Consider the following 20,370-nt stretch of genomic DNA (forward strand, 5'->3'; position numbering starts at 1 on the left):
GTCCGTTTTAGTTTTCAGCTAAGAATGTCACAAACCGTTGCCGGAATGCCGCATTCTCTTCCGGGGTATGCAACAGGAAATTATATCCCATAAACCGTTCGAGCTGGATGGTATTCAATAAAAAGTTATAGGTAGCACTGGCCTGCGCCAATTGGGCTTGCAGGTAGTTGTTCTGTGCATCGATTAGCTGGATAATACTGACCGCCCCTTCGGCATAGGAAGTCTGTACCAGTTCCAGGGCTTCTTCGGCAGCTCTCACGGACACTTCGGAGAGGCGGATATTCGAAATTTGGTTGATTACATTCAACACAGCCGTACTGATATTACTCTCAATGGCGAGCTCTGTGTTTTGCTTATTGAGTTCGAGTTGGTCGAGCTGAATGCGCGCCGTTTGCCGGTTGATATTCGTACGGAACTGATTCAGGATAGGTATGGATAAATTTACCCCGACATTGTAGTTGTTATCTGGATCGGGATCAATACTGGCTACGCCCCACTGATTGAAATTTTGATTGTAATTGGCCTGTAGCGCAACAGTAGGCAGGAGACGGCCCAACGTATTAAAATTGAAATTCCGTTCTACAGCTTTGAGGTTATAATACAGGGCGGCCAGTTCCGGGGAATTGTTCTTCGCTTCTTCGATAAGGAAGGCTACAAAGGGTTCCATGAGTTGCGGGTTATCCAGGAGATCCGCCAGCTCTTCATAATTGTAAGACTCAAAAACCCCTTCGCCCAGCCGGGCATCGATTATATCCAATTCATAATTAATCGGGTTATTCAGGAGTTGGTTAATGGCGATGAAGGATTGCTCTAACTGGTTTACGGCTTCGATCATTGACTGGGTATTCTGCGCCATTTGGCTTTGGAATCGCAGCATGTCCGATTTGCCCGATTGGCCCGCTTCATAATTCTGGGTAGCAATCCTAAGGTTCTCTTTGGTCAGCTGCAGGTTCTGGCTTTGGATGCGCGCATTGACCTTGCTGACCAGGGCGTTAAAATACAGGTTGGATGCCTGGAGGATGGCATCGAGCGCCGCTGCATTGTAAATCTCTTGTTCGGCCCGTTGCAGGTTCTTCTGAACGGAGATATTAGCGTTAGCCGCCTCCGAGAAGATCGTCTGGTTTAGCTGGATATTTCCATCTGTGGAGAACTCCGGGCTAATTCCCGGCATGGCGACCCGATCATCGATGTTGGTAAAGGTGGCATTGGCCGTAACACTGGGATAGTAGTTGCTTACCGCCGTTTTAACATCCTGACTACTGAGTTCCACATCCCTGAGTTGGGCTTGCAGGCCCAGGTTCCGCTCCAGGTTATCGTTGATCACATCGAGCAGGGAGTAGTTTTTTTGAGAAAGCTGATTTTGAAATTCCCCAACGAAATCCGTTCGTGCAATCAGGCTGTAGCGTATGGGAACCCCGAGCCTTTGCATGGTATTGAAATTGGCCGTGAGGCGCTGTTCAAAATCCACAAAAACCCGCTGGTCGGCCAAATTGGAGCCGGTTACATAGGCTTCGATAGTCAGCGCAATGCGACGAATAATTTGATCAATATTATTACTGTTACTGTTGGTAGCCATCATCCCCAGGGCCACATCGCCTGCACCTGTGGAAGTAAAAGAGGGTAGGCCTGTTTGCAGTAAGGCATCGCTCAATCGCTGGATCTGCGCATCTTCCAGCGAAAAACCACCGGCCAGATAGAGGGCATCGTATCCTTCTATCCCGGCAATAATATCTTCTACAGATTCAAAGGGAATAATACCGTAATCGGCTTCCAGACGGGCAAGTACCCTGTCGTAGGTTTGCTCCAGCGGCACCGATTCGGCAATCCCGCGCTCAATAGCAATTCCCACGCGCTCAAAGTCGGTGAGTTCCTTCAAAGTTGTCAGGTCCGCGTCAAAGGACTGTACCCCCATCAGGTAACTGAAGTTTTCAACCCCCGAGGTCTGTTGCTCCAGGTTCAGCTTGGACAAATCTGTGTTCAGGACACCGAATAAAACCGTGGGTTTAGGGAATTCCGCCTCCTCCTGAAATACGATGTCGCTGGCAGAGCCCAACGCCAGGATTATGTCTACTTCCCCTTCCAGCAACTGTTGGTAATTGGCTTTGGCCTGAGCTACCCTGAAGTTATTACTCAGGATATATTCTGGTGGAAATTCAATAATCGCATCTTCACCCACCACGGCCTTAACCTCGGACTCCAGTTGGTTAAATAACACGCTGGTTTCTGCCGTTCGGGAATCTACCATCATCCCGATGCGGTAGGTCTGCTTTTCCTGAGCATTTCCCACAACAACTACGAATAACAACAAGAGTTGAATGATGCTTTTGATACCGGATTTTGGAACTTCCATTCGATTCATCATCGTACTATTTCAGTTTTAATCTGGAAATTAACTTCTCCACCGTAAGGCCCTGAACCAGAATGGAGAATACCACAATTACATAGGTGATCACCAGAAAAAGGTCGCGCTCCATGGATTCGGTTAGCCCCAGGGCCAGGGCTATGGATATGGCCCCTCTCAGACCGCCCCAGGTCATGATCAGGGTAGTATTGGGCACAAAATCCAGGCGTTTCTTGAAGAGGTTCACGGGAACGAGCAGCGACAGGTATCTGCATAACAGGGCAACCGGGATCGCCAGTAATCCGGCGTAGATATAGGTTTGGTTAAATTCAAGCACCAGCATCTCCATTCCGATAAGCACAAAGAGGATGGTATTGAGCAGGATGTCCAATAGCTCCCAAAAGCGGTCGACATAGCTTTCCGTGCGTTCGGACATGGCTTTGGATCGGGCCTTTTCTCCGCCGATAAAAAGCCCGGCCACCACCATAGCCAATGGCGCCGAGACATGTAAGTGCGTTGCGATCAATGAGCCGGTCATTACGGTGGCCAGGGTTATGATCACTTCGATATTATAATCGTCGATCCGCTTGAGGAAATAGAAGGTAAGCCAACCCAGGAGCAATCCGAGTAAAATTCCTCCGAATACCTCCACAAGGAACAATTCGGCTACGGATGCCAGGGAAAATTCCGCCCCGCTTCCACTTGCCAAACCGTAAATGGTCAGGAATATCACAACCCCTACCCCATCGTTGAAAAGGGATTCCCCCACAATCTTGATCTCGAGTTTCTTGGGTGCCCCGGCTTTTTTCAATATTCCCAGCACCGCAATGGGATCGGTGGGTGAGATTAGCGCGCCAAAAAGCAAACAGTAGATATAATCCACCGGCAACCCGATAAGCCCCAGCAGGTAGTACATCCCTGTCCCGATTAAAAAGGTGGAAACCAACACGCCAAATGTCGCAAAGAACAATACCGGCCACCGCTGCTCCTTAAGCTTCTGCAAATCCGTATGCAGTGCGCCGGCAAAGAGCAGGAAACTCAACATAATATCAAGGAGGACCACCTTAAAGTCGATCCGGGAAATGATGAACCGCTCTGCCTTCAGGAGGGTGTCGTCAAAATAACTAAGCGCAAATACCACCAGGGTAAATAGGATGGTGATAAAGGTGAGCCCAATGGTATTGGGTAATTTAAAGTAGCGTAGATTTAGATATCCAAAGGCGGCCGAGAGAAATACCAGCACGCTAATAATGTTGAAATACTCCATACCCAGGTTAAAAACCCAAGATATTTGATTTGGTCATTACAAGCAAAATTAAATTCCTCCTACCCAGATTCTTAACGGGGAGGATACATTGGAGAGACTTCGATCAGAGCTGCTGCCTGAAACGGGTTCTTACTATGCCAGGTTCAGTACTGCACTAAAGTTTAGAAGTCGCCACTTTCCTTAAGCCGGATATTTATGGTAATGGTTTGGACGCCATTCTCTTTGTTGACCTGGGCAATCCAACCAAATCGTCCTGCTTTTTTAGATTCATTGCGTTGTGATGCCGAAAGGCTGGGATCATCGGAAAAGAAGACGGTTGGCGCCCATTGTCTACCATAGCTTTCAGAGACAACAGTGAAGTGGATATGCGGCCCCTCTCTCCCAATATGGTCGGGTGCTGGCCTGATCGTTTTGAACGTAAAAAATCCATCCTGATCGGTTTTTGCCCACCCTTGAAGTCTCCAGGTAGTTAGCTCCGAATCATTTTTTCCAAAATCAAATCCTTTGGAGTCCCTGTGATAGGCATGGATAAGCACGGCAGTCGCCGGAGTATTATCCGGCGTATAGATCCTCCCTCTGATAACAAGCGGCTCGCCCGGTTCATCCTTAGGGGCAATGCTGCCTGTAGCCGCTATTTCGGCTGGCTTCATTTTGATCGCCTCATTCCAACTGCGCAGCCATCGCTGGTCGACCTGGCTATAGACGCTACAACTAAAACCGAAAATGGTAATGAAAAAGATCGCCATGCCCTTACCCATTAATTTACTCTTAAATCCCATCTCGCTACTTTTCGATGAAGCTAGTTAGTAAGGTTGGGTAATGCAGGGGTGCCAGCACCTAAAAAAGGCTAAGTGGAGTGAATTTTGGGCTTACTGGAGTAGTGTTTTCCAATTCCTTCGGTAATGCCTGCTCAATCGTATTGTTTTTTTGTTGCGTAGCACCGCATCATAGTCGCCATTCTTTCTTGATTTAAGTTCAAGCAAGCAGTTTTTATTGACTATGGTAGTGCGATTTACCCGAACAAATTCAGCGGGGTCAAGGATAGTTTGGAAAGCTTTCAAGGACCTGTTGTCGAGAAAATTATCGGCAGGAGTAGTTATAAAAGTGTAGGGCTTATCTGTTGATATAGTTTCAATTGTATTGGGATTCAGGACAATCGTTTTGAGGCCACTCCTTACCCTAATGGTCCGAGCATAACCTGCCCTTATTTCCGATTCCTGGATGGGTTTTGTATAGAACTTATAAAGTCTCGGCAAGAAAAAATAATAGAGCGCGAGAATACTGAATTCGCTCGACAGTGCCGAATCGAATATGCTTACAAAGCGATGCGACGGTGTCCACAGCAGGTAGCTAACCGAGACAAAAAAAGAAGTGAAGAGGGTTATGTGCAACAGCACAAGTAAACTACTCAATAGCAAAAGAAAAAGGAACCGCTTGATTGGGTTAGTATAGGCAAAGTAGGACAGTAACCGAAGCTCCAATAAAGTGAGGGGAACAACAAAAAGCCAGATATGATTGTAAAGTAAAGACTCGGAAATATAGAATCCTGTTCCTCGGATTTGACTGCTTATGTAGTCTTGCAAAACGAAGAAACCGATGATTAAAACATACAAACCAAATCGGAATGCGCTTTTTTTCGGTTTGAAAGACGCTGAACCAACTTTGTATACTAACTGTTCCATTGCTCCTTTAAGTTAGCAATTTTCAAATCACCAGGCTGTTTATAGTGACTGCTCTTTTTATTGCCAACTATTCAGTGTAGCATTCAGCAACAGCCTAATTCTTTTTTGCCATATACCAGTCACGAGCGTTTCTGTAAAATATGTTGGCCTGTTCTTCAAGCGTAAAATTTTCCTCAATTATCAGAACGTCCTTATCCGTAAAAGGAACCTTTGCACGGGTCGATGGTAAGTCTGTTCCGAAGAGAAGTGCTCTAGGATTAATTTCATAGATCTGCTTCATAACTGCTAAAGGTTCAAAGTCTAAACGTCCGAACCCAGTTGCCTTTACCCTGACACCCTTTTCAACCCAGTAGTATAATTCTTCCAGGCCATTTCTAGACAATCCCAAATGGTCAATCGAAAATCGGGGAATATTCTCTAATACCGATTTGTATTCCGCCAATTCAGTACTATCAATGTATAATTCCGTATGCCAACCAAATTTTTCATAGAGGCGATTGGATAATTCTTCGGCCCTCTCAAACTCTTCAGAACCTCCTCTTTTAACGTTAAATCGAACGGCCACAACATTTACTTGATCTAGCCGCTCCAATGCATTATCAGTGATGTCATATGGGATATTCGCCACTCCCACAAAATTGTCACCCAAGGTAGTGAGAGCATCTGCGAGATACTCCTGATCAAAGGCTTGAAAAGAGCCGGAAACTACCGCTCCTCCTACCAGCTTATATTTAGAGGTAGCTTCAGCGTAGTTTTCTGTTGTGAAAGTAGGAGGAAGATATCCACTATTCTCCACCAGTGGAAATCGGGGATCGATAATGTGAAAATGTGAATCGAAAATCTCCATATCCACTAGGCGGTACTAGTTACTTACTTTCTCATAAAATCAAAAGCTCCCCTTCGAAGTTGAATCCCATATTCCAAATAGGCTTTCAGGCAAGCCAGAAAATTTGCCCATCCCCCTGAATTTTCCAAAGCCCATTTCAGATTGTCTTCACTGAATTCCTTCCCGCTTTCCCTTACGCGGACTACTGTGCTCTTATCTGATAACTCCTCCAATTTTATAGTAACAACCGTATCAGGATCCCAAACAAATGAAATGGATTCATTTTCCTTAAGTTTAATAGCCGTTATCGGGAATCTCTCCGGGAACTCAGGAAATTTCCAAATCACTTCTTTCCCAGTCTCAAGGGGTCCGGTACTTTCCGAAATAAAGTATTTGACCATTTTCTCCGGGTTTACGATTCCGTCATAAACCTCGTTTATCGGCTTCTGAATTTGAATGGAGGCGTTAGATTCGAGGTTCATTTGCTTGTATCCCTAAGGTTGATAGTTTTTTCACTTTATGGTAGGACAACGTTGCTTTTATACACTTTTTAAGCGCATTCTTTGGAACCTGATCATCTAACTGAAAAACAATTGCCCGATTTCCTTCGTAGTCAAAAGTATCCTTAAATACTACTTTGAAGGTTTCCACCAGCCGGCTTGTACATTTAAAGTACATCGCATATTGGTTTGGTGATTTCTCCTTCCAATCCATCCTAAGGGTACTTCCATGCTTCGTCAGGTAGCTCGGCTCTCCCCATTTTAATGTCTCCTCCAAGGATGTAACTTCCTCAAGTTCTTTAGCGGTCTCCAGCACCAATGCTCTTAGTCTAAGCATCTTTTCGCGAACAACCTCCGGATAATTAGTAAAAACTAATTCCACTTCAGCATTTGATTTTAGTTCAAAGGGTTTCATCAGAAAGTTATAAATTATTGCAGAAAGGGCTCTGAATTAATACTTTACACTAGGTTTACCAGTTTCTAAATAAGAGATCAGGTTCAGATAGGACTGCTCGTTTCCCTGGATAAAAAATTTCATCAAAGACATATATTTTTCATTCCTTTTGTACCCAATACCAAATGAAGTAACAGCTGTTTTTGAAGGAGCTAATTCTTCAAAAAGTATGGTATTGTATAGGTCTTTTGCATCGGCTTTCATAAATTCAGGAAAGTTAGTCGTTAATTCCGCCTGCAGCGTTAACATTCGTTTTGGCACATAATTCAGGATGTGAATCGTGATAGTGGAATTATCCCCAATTTCTCCGGCTTTATTGTAATTGGTTTTGATCACACCATTAATCCTGAAATCAATTTGGGCAATGGCTGTCGCCCAACTTTCCCAACCCTCTTCTGTTGTGTATGCCTTCCATACTGAATCCACAGGTGCATTGACAATAAAGCTTTGCGTGAGAACTACATTATCTGCATGTGTCGAATCGATTACAGAAGTGATTCTACTTACTGTAATTTGTTCTTTGGTTTGACTTAGCCCAATTAGGGGAAGGCATAATAGTAAAATCTGAATAGCGGATCTTTTCATTGAGACGATTTTTATTCTCCGCAAATTAAAAATTGTGATGCTGCTTTGATTGTAAAAAATTAACCATGACGATCTAGCGGGAAGAAATTAGGCTCATCTCTATGGAAATCTGCTTTGATAAATTCTTGTGGATTGAACCCTGAAAATTCTTTGAATTCTCTTATAAAGTGGGATTGGTCCGAATATCCAAACTCATAGGCGATATCCGTCCATTTTAAAGGTTCCTTATTCTGAATCTGTGATACTATTTGATTGAATCGAAAAACCCGGTGGAATACCTTGGGCGTCAATCCGAAGTACTTTTTGAACTCATGGATGAGGTGCTTTTGAGAATTCGTAAAAGACGCAACGATTTCTTTGCTTTCAGAGATAGGTTGGGATCGTAGTTGTTCCAGTATAGCTACGAGTTCAGATGGTGCGGACTTATGCCCTTCAAATCGACACAAAAGCCATTTTTCTACAAGACCAAACTTCATTGCGCTGCCCTTTGCCTTCAAGACCATTTTTCGAAGTTCCAGGATTTCATTACCAAAGACATCCTGAGCCGGAATTACTTTATCATTCAATTCGTGAATAGGAATTTTCAGAAAAGGATAGGCCCCTTTGGTCTTGAATTGAATCACGAGCATTTCAGCATCTTGATGTGCAGAAATCGATAGATAATTCTTATGCATGCCTGAAACCCAAACATCGCAGTAGGTTCCATTGGGTTGCAAGGTTTCCTTATTAAAAGTGTGATAGGTAAACCCATCTAATGCCATTATGATAAAGAGGTGCCCTGTGGGCACTACCCGCTCAATGGAATGGTCTGGTTTGAAACCGCTATGATAGAAAATCGATTCGATATAATCGACCAGTGGTGTTTTTATGGTGTGGGTTTCAAATATCATATGTCTTTATATTCTTTTTCGCTAAAACTGTCACAGTCCTTATCCTCAATCCAATGATATTCAATTTCCCATGCTACTTTTTTTGCGAGGTCTTCGCCATGTCTATCTGCTATAAAACCCAAGGTCATATCCATTCCTGCACTCACTCCGGAAGAGGTATAGTATTTACCATCAACTACCCATCTCGCTTTCTTATCCCAGTTTACATTGGTATTCTGTGAACAAACCCAGGTAAAAGCCCGTTTGTTAGAGGTCGCCAATTTTCCATCCAAAAGTCCAGATTTTGCAAGAAGCGCACTACCGGTGCATACGGTAAGAACATAGTTACTCTGTAGGGCCAGTTCCTTGATTTTATTGATAAGTTGTGGATTTTCCACCTCCAGTCTCGTTCCCAGACCACCAGGGATCAACAATATTTCAGGTTTATTTCTTAAGGATTCCAATTTTTCGGTTACAATGTGAACCCCGTGTCTGTTGGTGACAATTCCTCCTGCTAGTGAATAAAACTTAAGGGTATAGCGATCTACCAATCGACCAAAAATTTCCACAGGCCCGAAAACATCTAATGTTTCATAATCTTCGAACATGATGATAGTGATTTCCATAGTAGGATTTATTCCATTTCGATTGCAGTGATGTCTCCGAATCTTAAAATCTCTGGCCTAAGTTGGCAAATATTGTATTAGAAATAGTTGAAAAATAGCTCAACCACTATCCCAAGCACCAGGCTAAAAAGGGCTAGAATTCGCGATAGGCGTTTTAATTCAAAAGGGTTTGCAAATGCCAGCCAAATAGAGAATAGCCCGCATATCGATAATACTATTGTTCCGTATAGTGGCATAATGCTGTCGAAAAGACCTACCAGGTTAAAGATAGGATCCAGCAAGGCGGTAAATCCAAAAAGGGCCAGGGCAAAATTCGTCTTCTCATGTGCTATAAGGAGATAGTAACTTGCGACTAAAAGTTCTACGCTTATGGCGAGAGGACCAAATTGATTATAATATTCCCTTTTAAAGTAGGCTTCGAATCCCTGAGGAAAATCAATCTTCAAAAGAAAGGCAACACTCAAAACCAGACCAATAGTTAAGAGTAGTATCGAAATTGATTTCCTTCTTTTCATTTGACTATTGAGTATTAAGACGAATGATATGGGATTGATAACCGAATGAAGTTATGAATTTCTTGCAGATGAAAGGATTAAGTCTTTTTCCAAGCTACAATTGCTTGCCCCCTATATCCTTCCATTCGTATCTTACTGGACATTTTAGACGACCTTACCGCAATCCACATAATTAATTCAAATTCCATGAGAATTACTACCCTATTGGCTGGCATACTCCTGCTGGGCCTGTCTTCTCCTGCAATTGCCCAAGACAAAGGCAATGGCAAAGACGACAAGAAAAAAGACAAGATTAAAAAGTACGAAGAGGTTATTACCGAGGAGGCGGTTTCCGATGAAGGTTTTATCACCTCCCACCAAGTAGATGGTAAGTATTTCTTTGAAATTCCAAGGGATCTTTTGGGGAAGGAAATCCTGATTGTAAGCCGGATGTCGGGCTATGTGAAGAACCTTTCCTTCGGTGGTGCCGGGATGAAGACGCGGCCGCAGCAAGTGATTCGTTTTGAGGAAAACGATAAAAAAGTACTCCTGCGGAGCGTGTCCTACAACAGCGTCGCCAGTGAGGAAGATCCGGTTTACCAAAGTGTTCGAAACAACAATTTTGAGCCCATCATTCATAGTTTTGACGTGAGCACCTACGGTCAGGACAGTACCGTGGTGGTGGATGTCACCGGGTTTTTCACCTCGGACATTCCAATGATTGGTGCCCTGTCCGAGCGCCAGCGAAAGAATTTCAAGATCAAAAACCTGGACAAGAGCCGCTCCCTGATCAAATCGGTAAAGTCCTACCCTCAGAACATCGAAGTGCGCCAAATCCTGACGTATAACGGGGACGAACTTCCGGACAATGGTCTTACCAAGACCCTTTCCGTGGAGATGAATCAAAGCTTTATCCTCCTGCCAGAAGATCCCTGGATGCCTCGCTTGCACGACGAGCGCGTTGGTTTTTTCAGCGTGCGTCAGACCAATTACAGCCTGGATGAGCAACGGGCAGCCAACAAGCGTTACATCACCCGCTGGCGCCTGGAACCCAAAGACAAGGCAGCCTATATGCGAGGCGAGCTCGTAGAGCCGGTAAAACCTATTGTGTATTATGTAGATCCTGCGACCCCCGAGAAGTGGGCTCCGTACATCAAGCAAGGGGTAGAGGATTGGCAAAAGGCTTTCGAAAAGGCCGGATTTAAGAATGCCATCCTGGCCAAGGATCCGCCGAGTAAGGAGGAAGACCCGGAATGGAGTCCGGAAGACGTGCGTTACTCGGTAATCCGATATATCACCACGGATATCCAGAACGCCCAGGGCCCGCACGTGCACGATCCGCGTACCGGGGAAATCCTGGAAAGCGACATCCTCTGGTACCATAACGTCATGAACCTGCTGCGGAACTGGTATTTCGTACAAACGGCAGCCATCAATCCCGAAGCTCAGAGTTATAAGTTCAAGGATGAGGTGATGGGGGAACTCATCCGATTCGTATCTGCCCACGAGGTAGGGCATACGCTCGGCTTCCCGCATAATATGGGGTCTTCACCCGCTTATCCGGTAGATTCCCTGCGTTCCCGTACCTTTACCGATACCCACGGAACGGCACCAAGTATTATGGACTACGCCCGGTTCAACTATATTGCCCAACCCGAAGACGGAGTACAGAACGTCCACCCGCAAATCGGGGAGTACGACGAGTGGGCCATTGAGTACGGATACAAGCTAAACCTCAACGCGGATACACCCGAAGCGGATAAGGCTATTCTGAACACTTGGATTGAGGAACGCGCTGGGGATCCGGCGCTGCGTTTTGGCCGCCTCAACGGGATCGATCCTTCCTCTCAAACGGAGGACCTGGGAGATGATGCCGTTTACGCCAGCCAGCTGGGGGTAGCCAACCTGAAGCGCATTGTTCCGGCACTGCGTCGCTACACCACAGAAAATGATAAGGATTACAAAGACCTGTCCGAAATGTACGGCCAGGTATATGGCCAGTTCCGCCGGTATATCGGCCATGTAGGTCGGAACGTTGGCGGGGTTTACGAGCAAACAAAATACTCCGACCAGGACGGAGCCGTTTATTCGCATGTTCCCCGCAGTAAGCAACAGGCCGCTGTGGGCTTTATGAACGAATACGTTTTTGCCACACCTACCTGGCTGCTTGACGATGCCATCTTAAACCGCATCGAAGACGAAGGAGTTACCAATCGGGTCCGTAGGTTGCAGGATATGGCGTTGAACATGCTATTTGACGGCGACCGCCTGGTTCGTGTAATGGAAAATGAAGCCCTGAACGGCAGCTCGGCTTATACCATGGTGAACCTTTTCGAGGATACCCGACGTGGGATTTTTGGGGAGTTAGCTGCCGGCCGGCAGATCGATCCCTATCGCAGAAACCTGCAACGGTCATTTATAGAAAAGATGGAAGCACTGATGGCCCTGGAAGGCGCCAAACTGAATCAATCGGATATCAAGGCCATAGCCCGTGGTACGCTCAGCAGCCTGCAGGACGACCTGAAGAAAGCAGCGTCCCGCTATCGCGACACCGCATCCAAATATCATGTAGAAGACCTGAAAGCTCGAATCGAAGCTATCCTGGATCCGGCAGATTAATTTCGTTCCAGTTTAGCCCGATCCCATTGGGCAGTCTTGACGGATGCCTCATAGGTGCTTTGTAGAAAAGACATTAAGACTTCATCCGGGTTGGAAGCTTGTTGTACGTCTTCGTATTTCAGGAAAAATTCTCCCATTTCATCGCTCCAGAAGGCTTCGGCAGGTTGCACTTCCTGTTTTCCAAACGCCTCAGGACTCGGATAGGCATAGGCATAGAAGGCAGGAAAGGGGAAGTCCTTTGACCCCAGCCAGAATCCGGCACTACTGACTTCTTTGGAATACGCCTCTTGCATAACATCTGTAGGCATATTGGGCATTTCCCCCTGGTGTAATGGCGCATCCTCTCCAGAAAACCGGGTTACCGCTAAGTCAAATGCCCCCCAGAACAGATGTACCGGACTTACTTTGCCCACAAAATCACTTCTGAATTTATTGAACACCTCATTGGCCTTGAGCATGGATTTCCAAATAGCATGCGCAGCCTCCTTGTCATAGGCTTTATTGGTGGTGTTCTCTGAGAAAGGAATAGCAGGCTCCATTTCGTTGGGACGACCATGGATTTTTACGTCTATTCCGAGAACATCTAATTTCTCAAAAAGCTCGCGATAGAAGTCGGCCACCGTTCTCGGGTAGAGGTCCATTTCTTCCTTTCCGGCATTCGAACATTCCACATATAATTTGTGCTTTTTAAAATCGAAGTCTATTTGAAAAATTCGACCCTGATAGGGAATGGGATTCGTAGTAAATCCTTTCGTACTTACGTATAAGGCAACATGCCAGGAATGGTTTTGCCAGGGCATTGTCCTCAATCTGATCTTTCCCACGATTTGTATCCATTGATGCACCGTTTCCAGAGTATCCTGGATTTCGGAAAAGCTCAGTTGTGGCCAATTTTGAGTTTGTTTAGAAGTCATCAGTTATTGCATATGATTCAACATTTCTTGTAAGTGTGTCAAGACCCCGCTGCGTTTATTCATAAGTTAAGGTGTTGTTTAATTTATTGAAAAAGAAAGAATATGGAAAATATATTAGTGGCTGGCGCCACAGGTACTACTGGAAAAAAAGTGGTGAATCTCTTAAAATCATCACAGTATTTTAAACCCATTGCAATGGTTCGAAAGGAAGAGCAATTGGAGCAATTCAGTACCGAGAATGTAGCTACCGTTTTAGCAGACTTAACTGAAGATTTAACCGAAGCAATTAAAGGCGTAGATAAGGTGGTTTTCGCGGCTGGATCCAATGGAAAGAACGTGGTGGAAGTAGATCAGGAAGGGGCCAAGCGATTAATGGCAATAGCTAAAATGGCGAAGGTCAAAAAGTTTGTGATGCTGAGTTCTATGGGAGCCGATAATCCTGAAGCCATAGACGGTATGGAAGACTATATGCGGGCGAAGCAAAATGCAGATGAGCACTTAAGAAATAGTGGTTTAACCTACACTATTGTCAGACCAGGGACATTGAATGATGAAAATGAGAAGGGAAAAATTGTGCTTGCCGAAAAACTCAACAAGCATGGTGAAATACCCCGAGCAGATGTAGCTCAGGTACTGGTGAGAGCACTACACGACGATGCGCCAAAAAACATAACTTTTGAAATACTGGAGGGTGAAACCTTGATTGGTAAAGCCATGGAGGCTATTTAAGGCTATCGAAGAAGTCAGCGGTGCGTAAATGTGCATCTCGATACGGTATGCCGGCATGAATACTTTGAACCTGTATCGTGGCCAAAACCTACAGGCTCCTATACAGTAATTCCTATGGCTTATCTTTGTTATTGACCGAAACTCAACTATCATCTGCCTTGCTTCCTCCTATAAAGTACCCACTTCTTTTTAAAGGACAACGGTAAAACGCAATTTCCGGGTGCACTAATAGCATATAAAATTGCGTTTTCGAGGGCCATTAACTTGAACTAACTCCGCTTGCATGAGATTACTACGTCTTTTATTGATTCTGGCATTTCTTTCCTTCCTTCCCCCTGCCATGAGTCAAACAGTAATTGATAATAACGATCCGCCTCTCAAACTCGGAGTGTTCATCGATGGCTGTGAAAATTGGGATGGCGGATGTGATTTGGATTATATCAGAACGGAAATTACGGCCGTAGACTTCTACCGGGATAATCAAAGGGCCGACGTGTTTCTGCTGATAAACCGAAACAGATCCGGCGGAGGAGGAAGACAGTATCAACTGATTTTTATAGGCCAAAGAAACATTCATGCAGGAAGGACAGACACCCTCTATGTAAATAACAGACAGCTCGACACTGACTTTGAGGTGCGGGAAAAATTAACCCGGTATATAAAATTAGGGTTAGCTCCATATGTCGCAAAAACCAAAGTCGGAGAGGAGATCGAAATCGATATGAAAATGGACTCCGCCATTCTTGAAGATTCTGTTGAAGTAACTGTTGATCCGTGGAATTACTGGGTTTTTAATATCGGTAGTGATGCCAATATTGAAATAGAAGAATTGAGCAGTGATGTCAATATCGGTGGAGACATCAATATTAATCGAATAACAGAGAAATGGAAAATATCCCTATCCGGAAGGGTAGATGAACGCTTAAGAAGGACAATACAAAAAGTACCCAGAGTCGATGACAATGGCGATCCGGTTCTCGATGAGGATGGGAACCAGATTATCGATGAAGTTGCGAATAATTTTGATGTTTCAGAATTTGGATTTAACCATCAGCTTGTGCGGTCTTTATCGCAACAATGGTCCTACGGTTATGATATTGCCGGGCGTCAGAATACCCGGCTTAATTATAAGTTTCAGACCAGTATCCGACCAGCGGTAGAGTACAATTTTTTTCCAGAAGCTGTGCAAAATACCCGGTTTCTACGCATGAATTATGGGGTTGAACTCAGAAATAACAGCTATGTCGAAGAAACCATCAGCGGTTTTCTAAACGAAACCCGGGTCCTTCATAGTTTAAGAACCAGCCTGGGGCTCAATAGACGCTGGGGAACCCTTGAGGTGGGATATCGCCTGAGGAATTATCTGGATGATTTTAGCTCGTGGTCTACAGGTTTGAATATTCGGGCAGATGTCCGGGTCACCGGGAATTTTTCCTTCTTTGTCAGGGCAGAAGGCAACTATGTCCAGGATCAGATTTACCTGGCGGCCGGAGACTTCACCGAGCAGGATATTTTAAGTGGAAGGGTTACCCTGCCCTCCGCCTATATTATCGACACCCGGTTTGGATTTAATTATCGGTTTGGTTCCAATCTCAACAACTTCATTAATCGAAGATTTTTCGGAAGAGCCAATTTTGTAGGGACCGATTAAGGTATTATTTCTATTTCCTGCAAGCACCACATTCATGATGCTCATTGAGATAATCAATGGATTCCTGGCAGATTTGTTCTAAAATGGAAATGTCTATATCGCTTAGTCTTTTAATGTAGATACAAGCCTTTCCCATTTTGAACTTCCCGAATTTTTTCAACAAGGCATCACTCTTGTCTGTTTTGGAATAGATATATAAGGAGAATTGGGCTTTTCTAGGAGAAAATCCCAGCATTGGAGCATCACCCTCATGGCCACTGGCATATTTATAGTGGTAACTCCCAAAACCAATGATGGTGGGCCCCCACATTTTTGGTTCAAAGCCAGACCAAGCGCTCATTAGCTTTATTAATTCAAGACTATCGGCTTTCTTTTGCGTATTGTCTACATAGGAATCGATGAATTCAAATACATCGACTTCTGTTTCGGTGGTTTTGTTCTTTGCCATATCAGTCGTTTTTAAGAATCATTATAGCAGCATTCATTAGATCAAATCTTAACAAGTCATGGCAAACCTGGTATTGTATTGAAACATCACCATTAAGCAACCATGCTATGATTTGTTCTTCGCCCACTTCTGAATTACAGCCAACTCTACAGGCATAACTCATTTACAAGAGACTGGCGTTCGTGGTTGATTAGTAAGTTAGTAAAAAGGGGTAAACGAGCAGCTATGAGTTTTGTCCGTTGTTGGAAGGCATCTATTGTCGTTCGGATTAAAACCGGTAACCTATACTTAGGGCACGACGATTCACACTGTTATGATCTGTTTTGTGGGAATTAAATAAATGCAATCCCAATCCAACCATGACTTCAAAAGTAATTCCACTTTTGGTCACCCATTTACTCCCGAAGCCAAAACCCAGGGAAAAGTCAAGCACATCCGGACCTTCATTCAACGTTAAATTGCCGTCCATGTCGGTAAGCTGTTTTCCATCGGTGGAACCAAAAGTTCCGAAGCCCTCAAGAAAAAAACCAGAAGCATATTTCTTTCCGAAATATCTTCTGTAAAAGGGTGAGATAAGAAAATTTGTGTCTTCATCTCTGTTTTGATTGAAAACATATAATCCAGTAATACCAACGGAGGATTTCCGGTTCAAATTTCGCTCGTAGGTTGCCTCGAAAAGTCCTAAAGCCGTAAAGTAGACGTTGAGTTTTACCTCATTTTTCTTTTCATGTGGTTCGCCCAAAGTATCCTTCTGATTTTGAGCAACACCCGTGTTAAGGGCGAACAGTGTTGCGATTATGATCAGTTTTGCTTTCATAAGAAACCTGTGAGGAATAAGGGGTATGATTGACAGTATTGCTTCACCCTCAAACTTAAAGCGAAGGTTTTTAATGTAAGTTCTGAAAGCTTAAATGATTACAAAACGGGACTTATTTAAAGGACTTCTGATATTGACTTGGAGTCATTCCAGTAAATTTCTTGAAGACTTTGAAAAATGTTGTTTTCGAAGTAAAACCGGACTCCAGGCCCATCGCTAATAAACTATAATTCTGGAACTCGGAATTCAGTAACATTTGCTTTACAGCCTCTACACGATACCGATTCAAATAGTTCGAAAAATTGCTCCCTGTTACTTGGTTTACCAATTGCGACAGGTATCCCGGGCTAATCCCTAATTCCCTGGCAACTTGTTCTCGATTCAACCCGCTATCGGTATAAATTTTGTTCTCCTTGAATAAAACTTCGAGCTTTTTAAAGTGCGCATTGTCGGCCTTAAGCTTTTCTTTTTCAGGAATGGAGGGATTGCTAATTTTTACGGATAAACCATCGAGGACGGCGCTTATTTCTTCTCTGTTATCGGATAACCTAAACTTATAAATACCGACATAGGTTGTCCAATGAATAAAAAGCGTAGCCGCTAGTGCAATGATCTTCATAGTCATTGAAACATCATAAACAATAAAGAGTCGGACAACTATAGCGCCTATCCACGAAAAGAAAATCAAAGAAACCAAAAGCCATAGTACTGTAATCCATGACTTATCCTTTTCTTGATTTATGTATTTCAAAAACCGATAGGCAGCAATTAACACGCCAGGGAAAAATAGCACAGCCAAAAACACCTCTATTTTGTTGAGAATCTCAAGCACAGCTTGGATTGCATTGGGGAGCGTATATTGATTAGTAATGGTATCAAATCCTTCAAGGATACTTATACCTGCTGAGAATCCGAAAGGCAGAAATAACCAACCTAAATTTCTAGAGTTTCTCAAAGGGTGGTTTCCCTTTTTCAAAATAAAGAGCGATAAGAACACTGGGGCCAGAAATGCTGTTTCCACGTCGTCAATAAATCGAAGAATCGGATATTGTTGAAACGCCCCCCAGAGTTCCAAGGCGAGATTTAATAACAGGAGCGAAAGAACAAACATCAAATATGCCAAATACCGGTTTGCTTTGGTATTGAACAACTTTGACTTCAGAATAATAATGCCAAGAACCACGCCCTGAAAAATGGCAATATGAAGTAGTGTTTGATAAATCAAAATAGTCCTTTACGATATCGTTGAATTCAGTGTGCTGAATCTTTTAGGAGTCCTGTTCGATATTTTACCATCCTGATTATCAGCTGTTTAGGTAATGTTTTGTCCAGCGGAAACTGAAGCGAGCCTTTCGCTCTTTTATATTCGCTCAATTCAGCGTCAAATTTTTGCATGGTGGTCGGATGCGGATAAAATCCAACGTGGTTTTTATATCCTGCAATCATAATCTGCTGCTCTCTTTTACCATCTTTCACCAAGGCATAAGCAGGGATGTTATAGTTCAGCAATTCCGTAGCATTCGGTTCCGCCTTCAGAATACATTCTTTCAATTCCAAAAGCATCTTTTGTACTTTTTTAGGTTGAGCGTCGAAGTATTCTTCAACATTTTTAAATTCCACTTTTCCGCTCATGATAATCCCCTGTTGTACGCACTGAATACCTTGTTGTTCTATCGTAATTTACTTGATAAATTCCTTTACTAGCTCAAAAACTCTTGGGTTTAACGCTACTTCATGCCCTTGGTTTTCAAGTGTCAGGAAATTAACCGTCTTATGATCTGATTCTAATGCTTTGCGATAACTATACGCAATACCTATCGGGACAATTTCATCCTTATCTCCATGTATTATTCCTATTTGTGTTGAATCATCAATGCTGCTAATATTTTCTATTGGTGAAAGGCTGCTCACTTCCATATCCCAAATTCGGGCCTCAGGTTGCAATTTTTTCATGTGTGCTCGCCACTGATCAAGGTCACATGGACAGGAAATAAGTACTGCCTTAGAATATGTGCCGGGGTACGCAGCAATTAAGTTTGCTGATATAGCACCACCTCCTGAATGGCCAACTAATACTACTTCAGAGGGATTATATTTTTCCTTAAGCGTTGTAGTCAGCGCATAAATTGACTCAAGGACTTGAATTGTGTAATTATCTCCTGTCGCATTACCGCGCTCTCCCTTCGATTGATTGCCTTCATTGTCTGTATATCCCGGCCTTAGTATTCCAACCGATACGACATTTGTATTTTCAATGGCAATTTTTTTAGCAATTCTATATTGATACGAAGGGTTATTAAATGGTGCATCCCCATGTAATACCAATACTAATGCAGGATTATTTAATTCCCCTGAACTGACATATGGGATATGAAATAATTCAGTTGACCTTAATACACTAGCCGTTACATGACCTGGATCTTTACGCTTTGTTTCTTGGCAACTCAAACTAATTGAGATTAAGAGCGTAACGAGTCCAATACTTTTTTTAGAAATCATTTTATCAAAATCGATTATGAAGCGTACATCGATCTACTCGTTTCGGTAAATTTCTTTGTAATTATTCCAATATCTCAATTACTACATTACCCCTTTTTCTCCCTTTGTCGACATATTCATGGGCTTGTACTATTTCATCAAGTTTAAAGGACTTGTCTATAAATGGTGTAAGTATTCCATCCTGAGCCATATCTTTTATTAATCTGAGATGTTCATCCTTTTCTTTGGTTAGCATTTTAACTGAAACGAAAGCGCCTCCGGTTTGCAGCACTCTTTTTGCCTTTGATTTGGTTGTCTTTCCAACAGCATCGAAGACTATATCGAATTTTTCACTGCCTTCGGAATAGTCTTCTTTCTTATTATCTATCAGGCGTGAAGCACCTAATGATCTTACCATTTCAAAGTTTGAAGCACTACAAACACCTGTTACTGATGAAGCCTTTTGATTCGCAATTTGTACCGCATAGCTTCCAACACTTCCAGATGCTCCATAGACTAAAACGCTTTGTCCTTGTTTCAAATTCGCTTTCTCCAAAAGGTACATGGCAGTCATAGCACCTACCGGCAATGCTGCGGCCGCGCGATAGTCTAAATTATTTGGTTTTAGTGCAACCACACCATTTTTCCATTTTTGCGGTAAGCAAATATATTCCGCATACGAACCTGTGCTTAGCATTGTCGTGGTTCCAAATACGCTGTCTCCAACCTTAAATTTTGTGACGCTTTTCCCAATTTCTTCAACTGTTCCGGCCAATTCATGCCCCAAAGTCTTTTTCTTTGGTTTAAACAGTCCAAAAATTAATCTTGCAGGAAGCCAAAATAACGGTGGGAAATCAGAGCTTCGAAGTCTGACATCTCCGGAAGTGACAGTAGCCGCATGTATTTTTACGAGGATCTCGTCATCGTTGGGTATGGGTTTCTCTATATCCTTTAGTTTAAGGACTTCTGGTGCACCATACTTTTCATAAACTACTGCTTTCATAAATGATGATAGAAATTTCGGTAATGGCACATAACTCCTGTCGGAGCGTAGGTATTAACCGTACTTG

Annotated in this window: 22 protein-coding genes; 3 read left to right on the top strand and 19 right to left on the bottom strand. The window is 43.5% G+C overall.

All coding sequences use genetic code 11. The annotated features are described in order from the left end of the window. Nucleotides 1-7 precede the first annotated feature (7 nt). The 11 genes from BM318_RS14045 to BM318_RS14095 form a co-directional block, all read right to left on the bottom strand. On the bottom strand, nt 8-2,362 hold the full coding sequence (locus tag BM318_RS14045) for a TolC family protein (RefSeq protein ID WP_092983347.1): 2,355 nt from the start codon (nt 2,360-2,362) through the stop codon (nt 8-10). Between the two features lie 4 nt (nt 2,363-2,366). Continuing rightward, nucleotides 2,367-3,608 carry a cation:proton antiporter gene (locus BM318_RS14050; RefSeq protein ID WP_092983349.1) on the bottom strand — a complete coding sequence of 414 codons (1,242 nt, stop codon included), beginning with the start codon at nt 3,606-3,608 and terminating at the stop codon, nt 2,367-2,369. Between the two features lie 161 nt (nt 3,609-3,769). After that, the gene (locus BM318_RS14055; protein ID WP_092983351.1) at nt 3,770-4,387 is read right to left on the bottom strand and encodes a dioxygenase family protein; all 618 of its coding nucleotides are present in this window, start codon (nt 4,385-4,387) and stop codon (nt 3,770-3,772) included. A gap of 90 nt (nt 4,388-4,477) precedes the next feature. After that, complete coding sequence (locus BM318_RS14550; RefSeq protein ID WP_092983352.1) at nt 4,478-5,290, bottom strand: LytR/AlgR family response regulator transcription factor; 813 nt, start codon at nt 5,288-5,290, stop codon at nt 4,478-4,480. Nucleotides 5,291-5,384: 94 nt separating this feature from the next. Next, complete coding sequence (locus tag BM318_RS14065) at nt 5,385-6,137, bottom strand: amidohydrolase family protein (RefSeq protein WP_092983354.1); 753 nt, start codon at nt 6,135-6,137, stop codon at nt 5,385-5,387. A gap of 23 nt (nt 6,138-6,160) precedes the next feature. Continuing rightward, entirely contained in the window at nt 6,161-6,598 is a 438-nt protein-coding gene (locus tag BM318_RS14070) for an SRPBCC domain-containing protein (protein WP_092983355.1), read from the bottom strand. Then, complete coding sequence (locus BM318_RS14075; protein WP_092983357.1) at nt 6,582-7,031, bottom strand: DUF1801 domain-containing protein; 450 nt, start codon at nt 7,029-7,031, stop codon at nt 6,582-6,584. The genes BM318_RS14070 and BM318_RS14075 overlap by 17 nt, the downstream gene beginning before the upstream one ends. Before the next feature lie 36 nt (nt 7,032-7,067). Next, nucleotides 7,068-7,655 carry an SRPBCC family protein gene (locus BM318_RS14080; RefSeq protein ID WP_092983359.1) on the bottom strand — a complete coding sequence of 196 codons (588 nt, stop codon included), beginning with the start codon at nt 7,653-7,655 and terminating at the stop codon, nt 7,068-7,070. A gap of 59 nt (nt 7,656-7,714) precedes the next feature. After that, entirely contained in the window at nt 7,715-8,545 is an 831-nt protein-coding gene (locus BM318_RS14085; protein WP_177218321.1) for a helix-turn-helix domain-containing protein, read from the bottom strand. Further along, on the bottom strand, nt 8,542-9,150 hold the full coding sequence (locus BM318_RS14090; protein WP_092983360.1) for a DJ-1/PfpI family protein: 609 nt from the start codon (nt 9,148-9,150) through the stop codon (nt 8,542-8,544). The genes BM318_RS14085 and BM318_RS14090 overlap by 4 nt, the downstream gene beginning before the upstream one ends. Before the next feature lie 77 nt (nt 9,151-9,227). Beyond that, the gene (locus BM318_RS14095; RefSeq protein WP_092983362.1) at nt 9,228-9,665 is read right to left on the bottom strand and encodes a hypothetical protein; all 438 of its coding nucleotides are present in this window, start codon (nt 9,663-9,665) and stop codon (nt 9,228-9,230) included. 186 nt (nt 9,666-9,851) lie between these two features. Here BM318_RS14095 and BM318_RS14100 point away from each other — a divergent pair, with 186 nt between their 5' ends. Beyond that, nucleotides 9,852-12,263, top strand: a complete 2,412-nt coding sequence (locus BM318_RS14100; protein ID WP_092983364.1) for a zinc-dependent metalloprotease — start codon at nt 9,852-9,854, stop codon at nt 12,261-12,263. On the opposite strand, the gene BM318_RS14105 is transcribed toward BM318_RS14100, so the two are convergent. After that, the gene (locus tag BM318_RS14105; protein ID WP_092983366.1) at nt 12,260-13,177 is read right to left on the bottom strand and encodes a DUF5996 family protein; all 918 of its coding nucleotides are present in this window, start codon (nt 13,175-13,177) and stop codon (nt 12,260-12,262) included. The two genes, BM318_RS14100 and BM318_RS14105, sit on opposite strands and share 4 nt — an antisense overlap. A gap of 102 nt (nt 13,178-13,279) precedes the next feature. On the opposite strand from BM318_RS14105, the gene BM318_RS14110 reads away from it, so the two are divergent. Continuing rightward, a complete protein-coding gene (locus BM318_RS14110) occupies nt 13,280-13,906 on the top strand; it encodes an SDR family oxidoreductase (RefSeq protein WP_092983368.1) in 627 nt (208 codons plus the stop codon). On the opposite strand, the gene BM318_RS14555 is transcribed toward BM318_RS14110, so the two are convergent. Next, the gene (locus tag BM318_RS14555) at nt 13,899-13,991 is read right to left on the bottom strand and encodes a hypothetical protein (RefSeq protein ID WP_394333342.1); all 93 of its coding nucleotides are present in this window, start codon (nt 13,989-13,991) and stop codon (nt 13,899-13,901) included. The genes BM318_RS14110 and BM318_RS14555 overlap by 8 nt on opposite strands. A 198-nt stretch (nt 13,992-14,189) precedes the next feature. On the opposite strand from BM318_RS14555, the gene BM318_RS14115 reads away from it, so the two are divergent. Then, the gene (locus BM318_RS14115; protein WP_245759842.1) at nt 14,190-15,557 is read left to right on the top strand and encodes a hypothetical protein; all 1,368 of its coding nucleotides are present in this window, start codon (nt 14,190-14,192) and stop codon (nt 15,555-15,557) included. 10 nt (nt 15,558-15,567) lie between these two features. Here BM318_RS14115 and BM318_RS14120 read toward each other — a convergent pair whose 3' ends face one another. From BM318_RS14120 to BM318_RS14145, 6 genes are all read right to left on the bottom strand, one after another. Then, on the bottom strand, nt 15,568-16,005 hold the full coding sequence (locus tag BM318_RS14120; RefSeq protein ID WP_092983370.1) for a DUF1801 domain-containing protein: 438 nt from the start codon (nt 16,003-16,005) through the stop codon (nt 15,568-15,570). A gap of 268 nt (nt 16,006-16,273) precedes the next feature. Then, nucleotides 16,274-16,822, bottom strand: a complete 549-nt coding sequence (locus BM318_RS14125) for a DUF3575 domain-containing protein (protein ID WP_092983372.1) — start codon at nt 16,820-16,822, stop codon at nt 16,274-16,276. 112 nt (nt 16,823-16,934) lie between these two features. Continuing rightward, nucleotides 16,935-18,047, bottom strand: a complete 1,113-nt coding sequence (locus BM318_RS14130; protein ID WP_092983374.1) for a helix-turn-helix domain-containing protein — start codon at nt 18,045-18,047, stop codon at nt 16,935-16,937. Between the two features lie 26 nt (nt 18,048-18,073). Then, a complete protein-coding gene (locus tag BM318_RS14135) occupies nt 18,074-18,454 on the bottom strand; it encodes an iron chaperone (protein ID WP_092983376.1) in 381 nt (126 codons plus the stop codon). A 48-nt stretch (nt 18,455-18,502) separates the two neighbouring features. Continuing rightward, entirely contained in the window at nt 18,503-19,321 is an 819-nt protein-coding gene (locus tag BM318_RS14140) for an alpha/beta hydrolase family protein (RefSeq protein ID WP_092983378.1), read from the bottom strand. A 61-nt stretch (nt 19,322-19,382) separates the two neighbouring features. After that, complete coding sequence (locus tag BM318_RS14145; RefSeq protein WP_092983379.1) at nt 19,383-20,303, bottom strand: NAD(P)-dependent alcohol dehydrogenase; 921 nt, start codon at nt 20,301-20,303, stop codon at nt 19,383-19,385. Between the last annotated feature and the right edge of the window lie 67 nt (nt 20,304-20,370).

This window comes from Robiginitalea myxolifaciens, assembly GCF_900115205.1.
In the GTDB taxonomy this organism is placed as follows: domain Bacteria; phylum Bacteroidota; class Bacteroidia; order Flavobacteriales; family Flavobacteriaceae; genus Robiginitalea; species Robiginitalea myxolifaciens.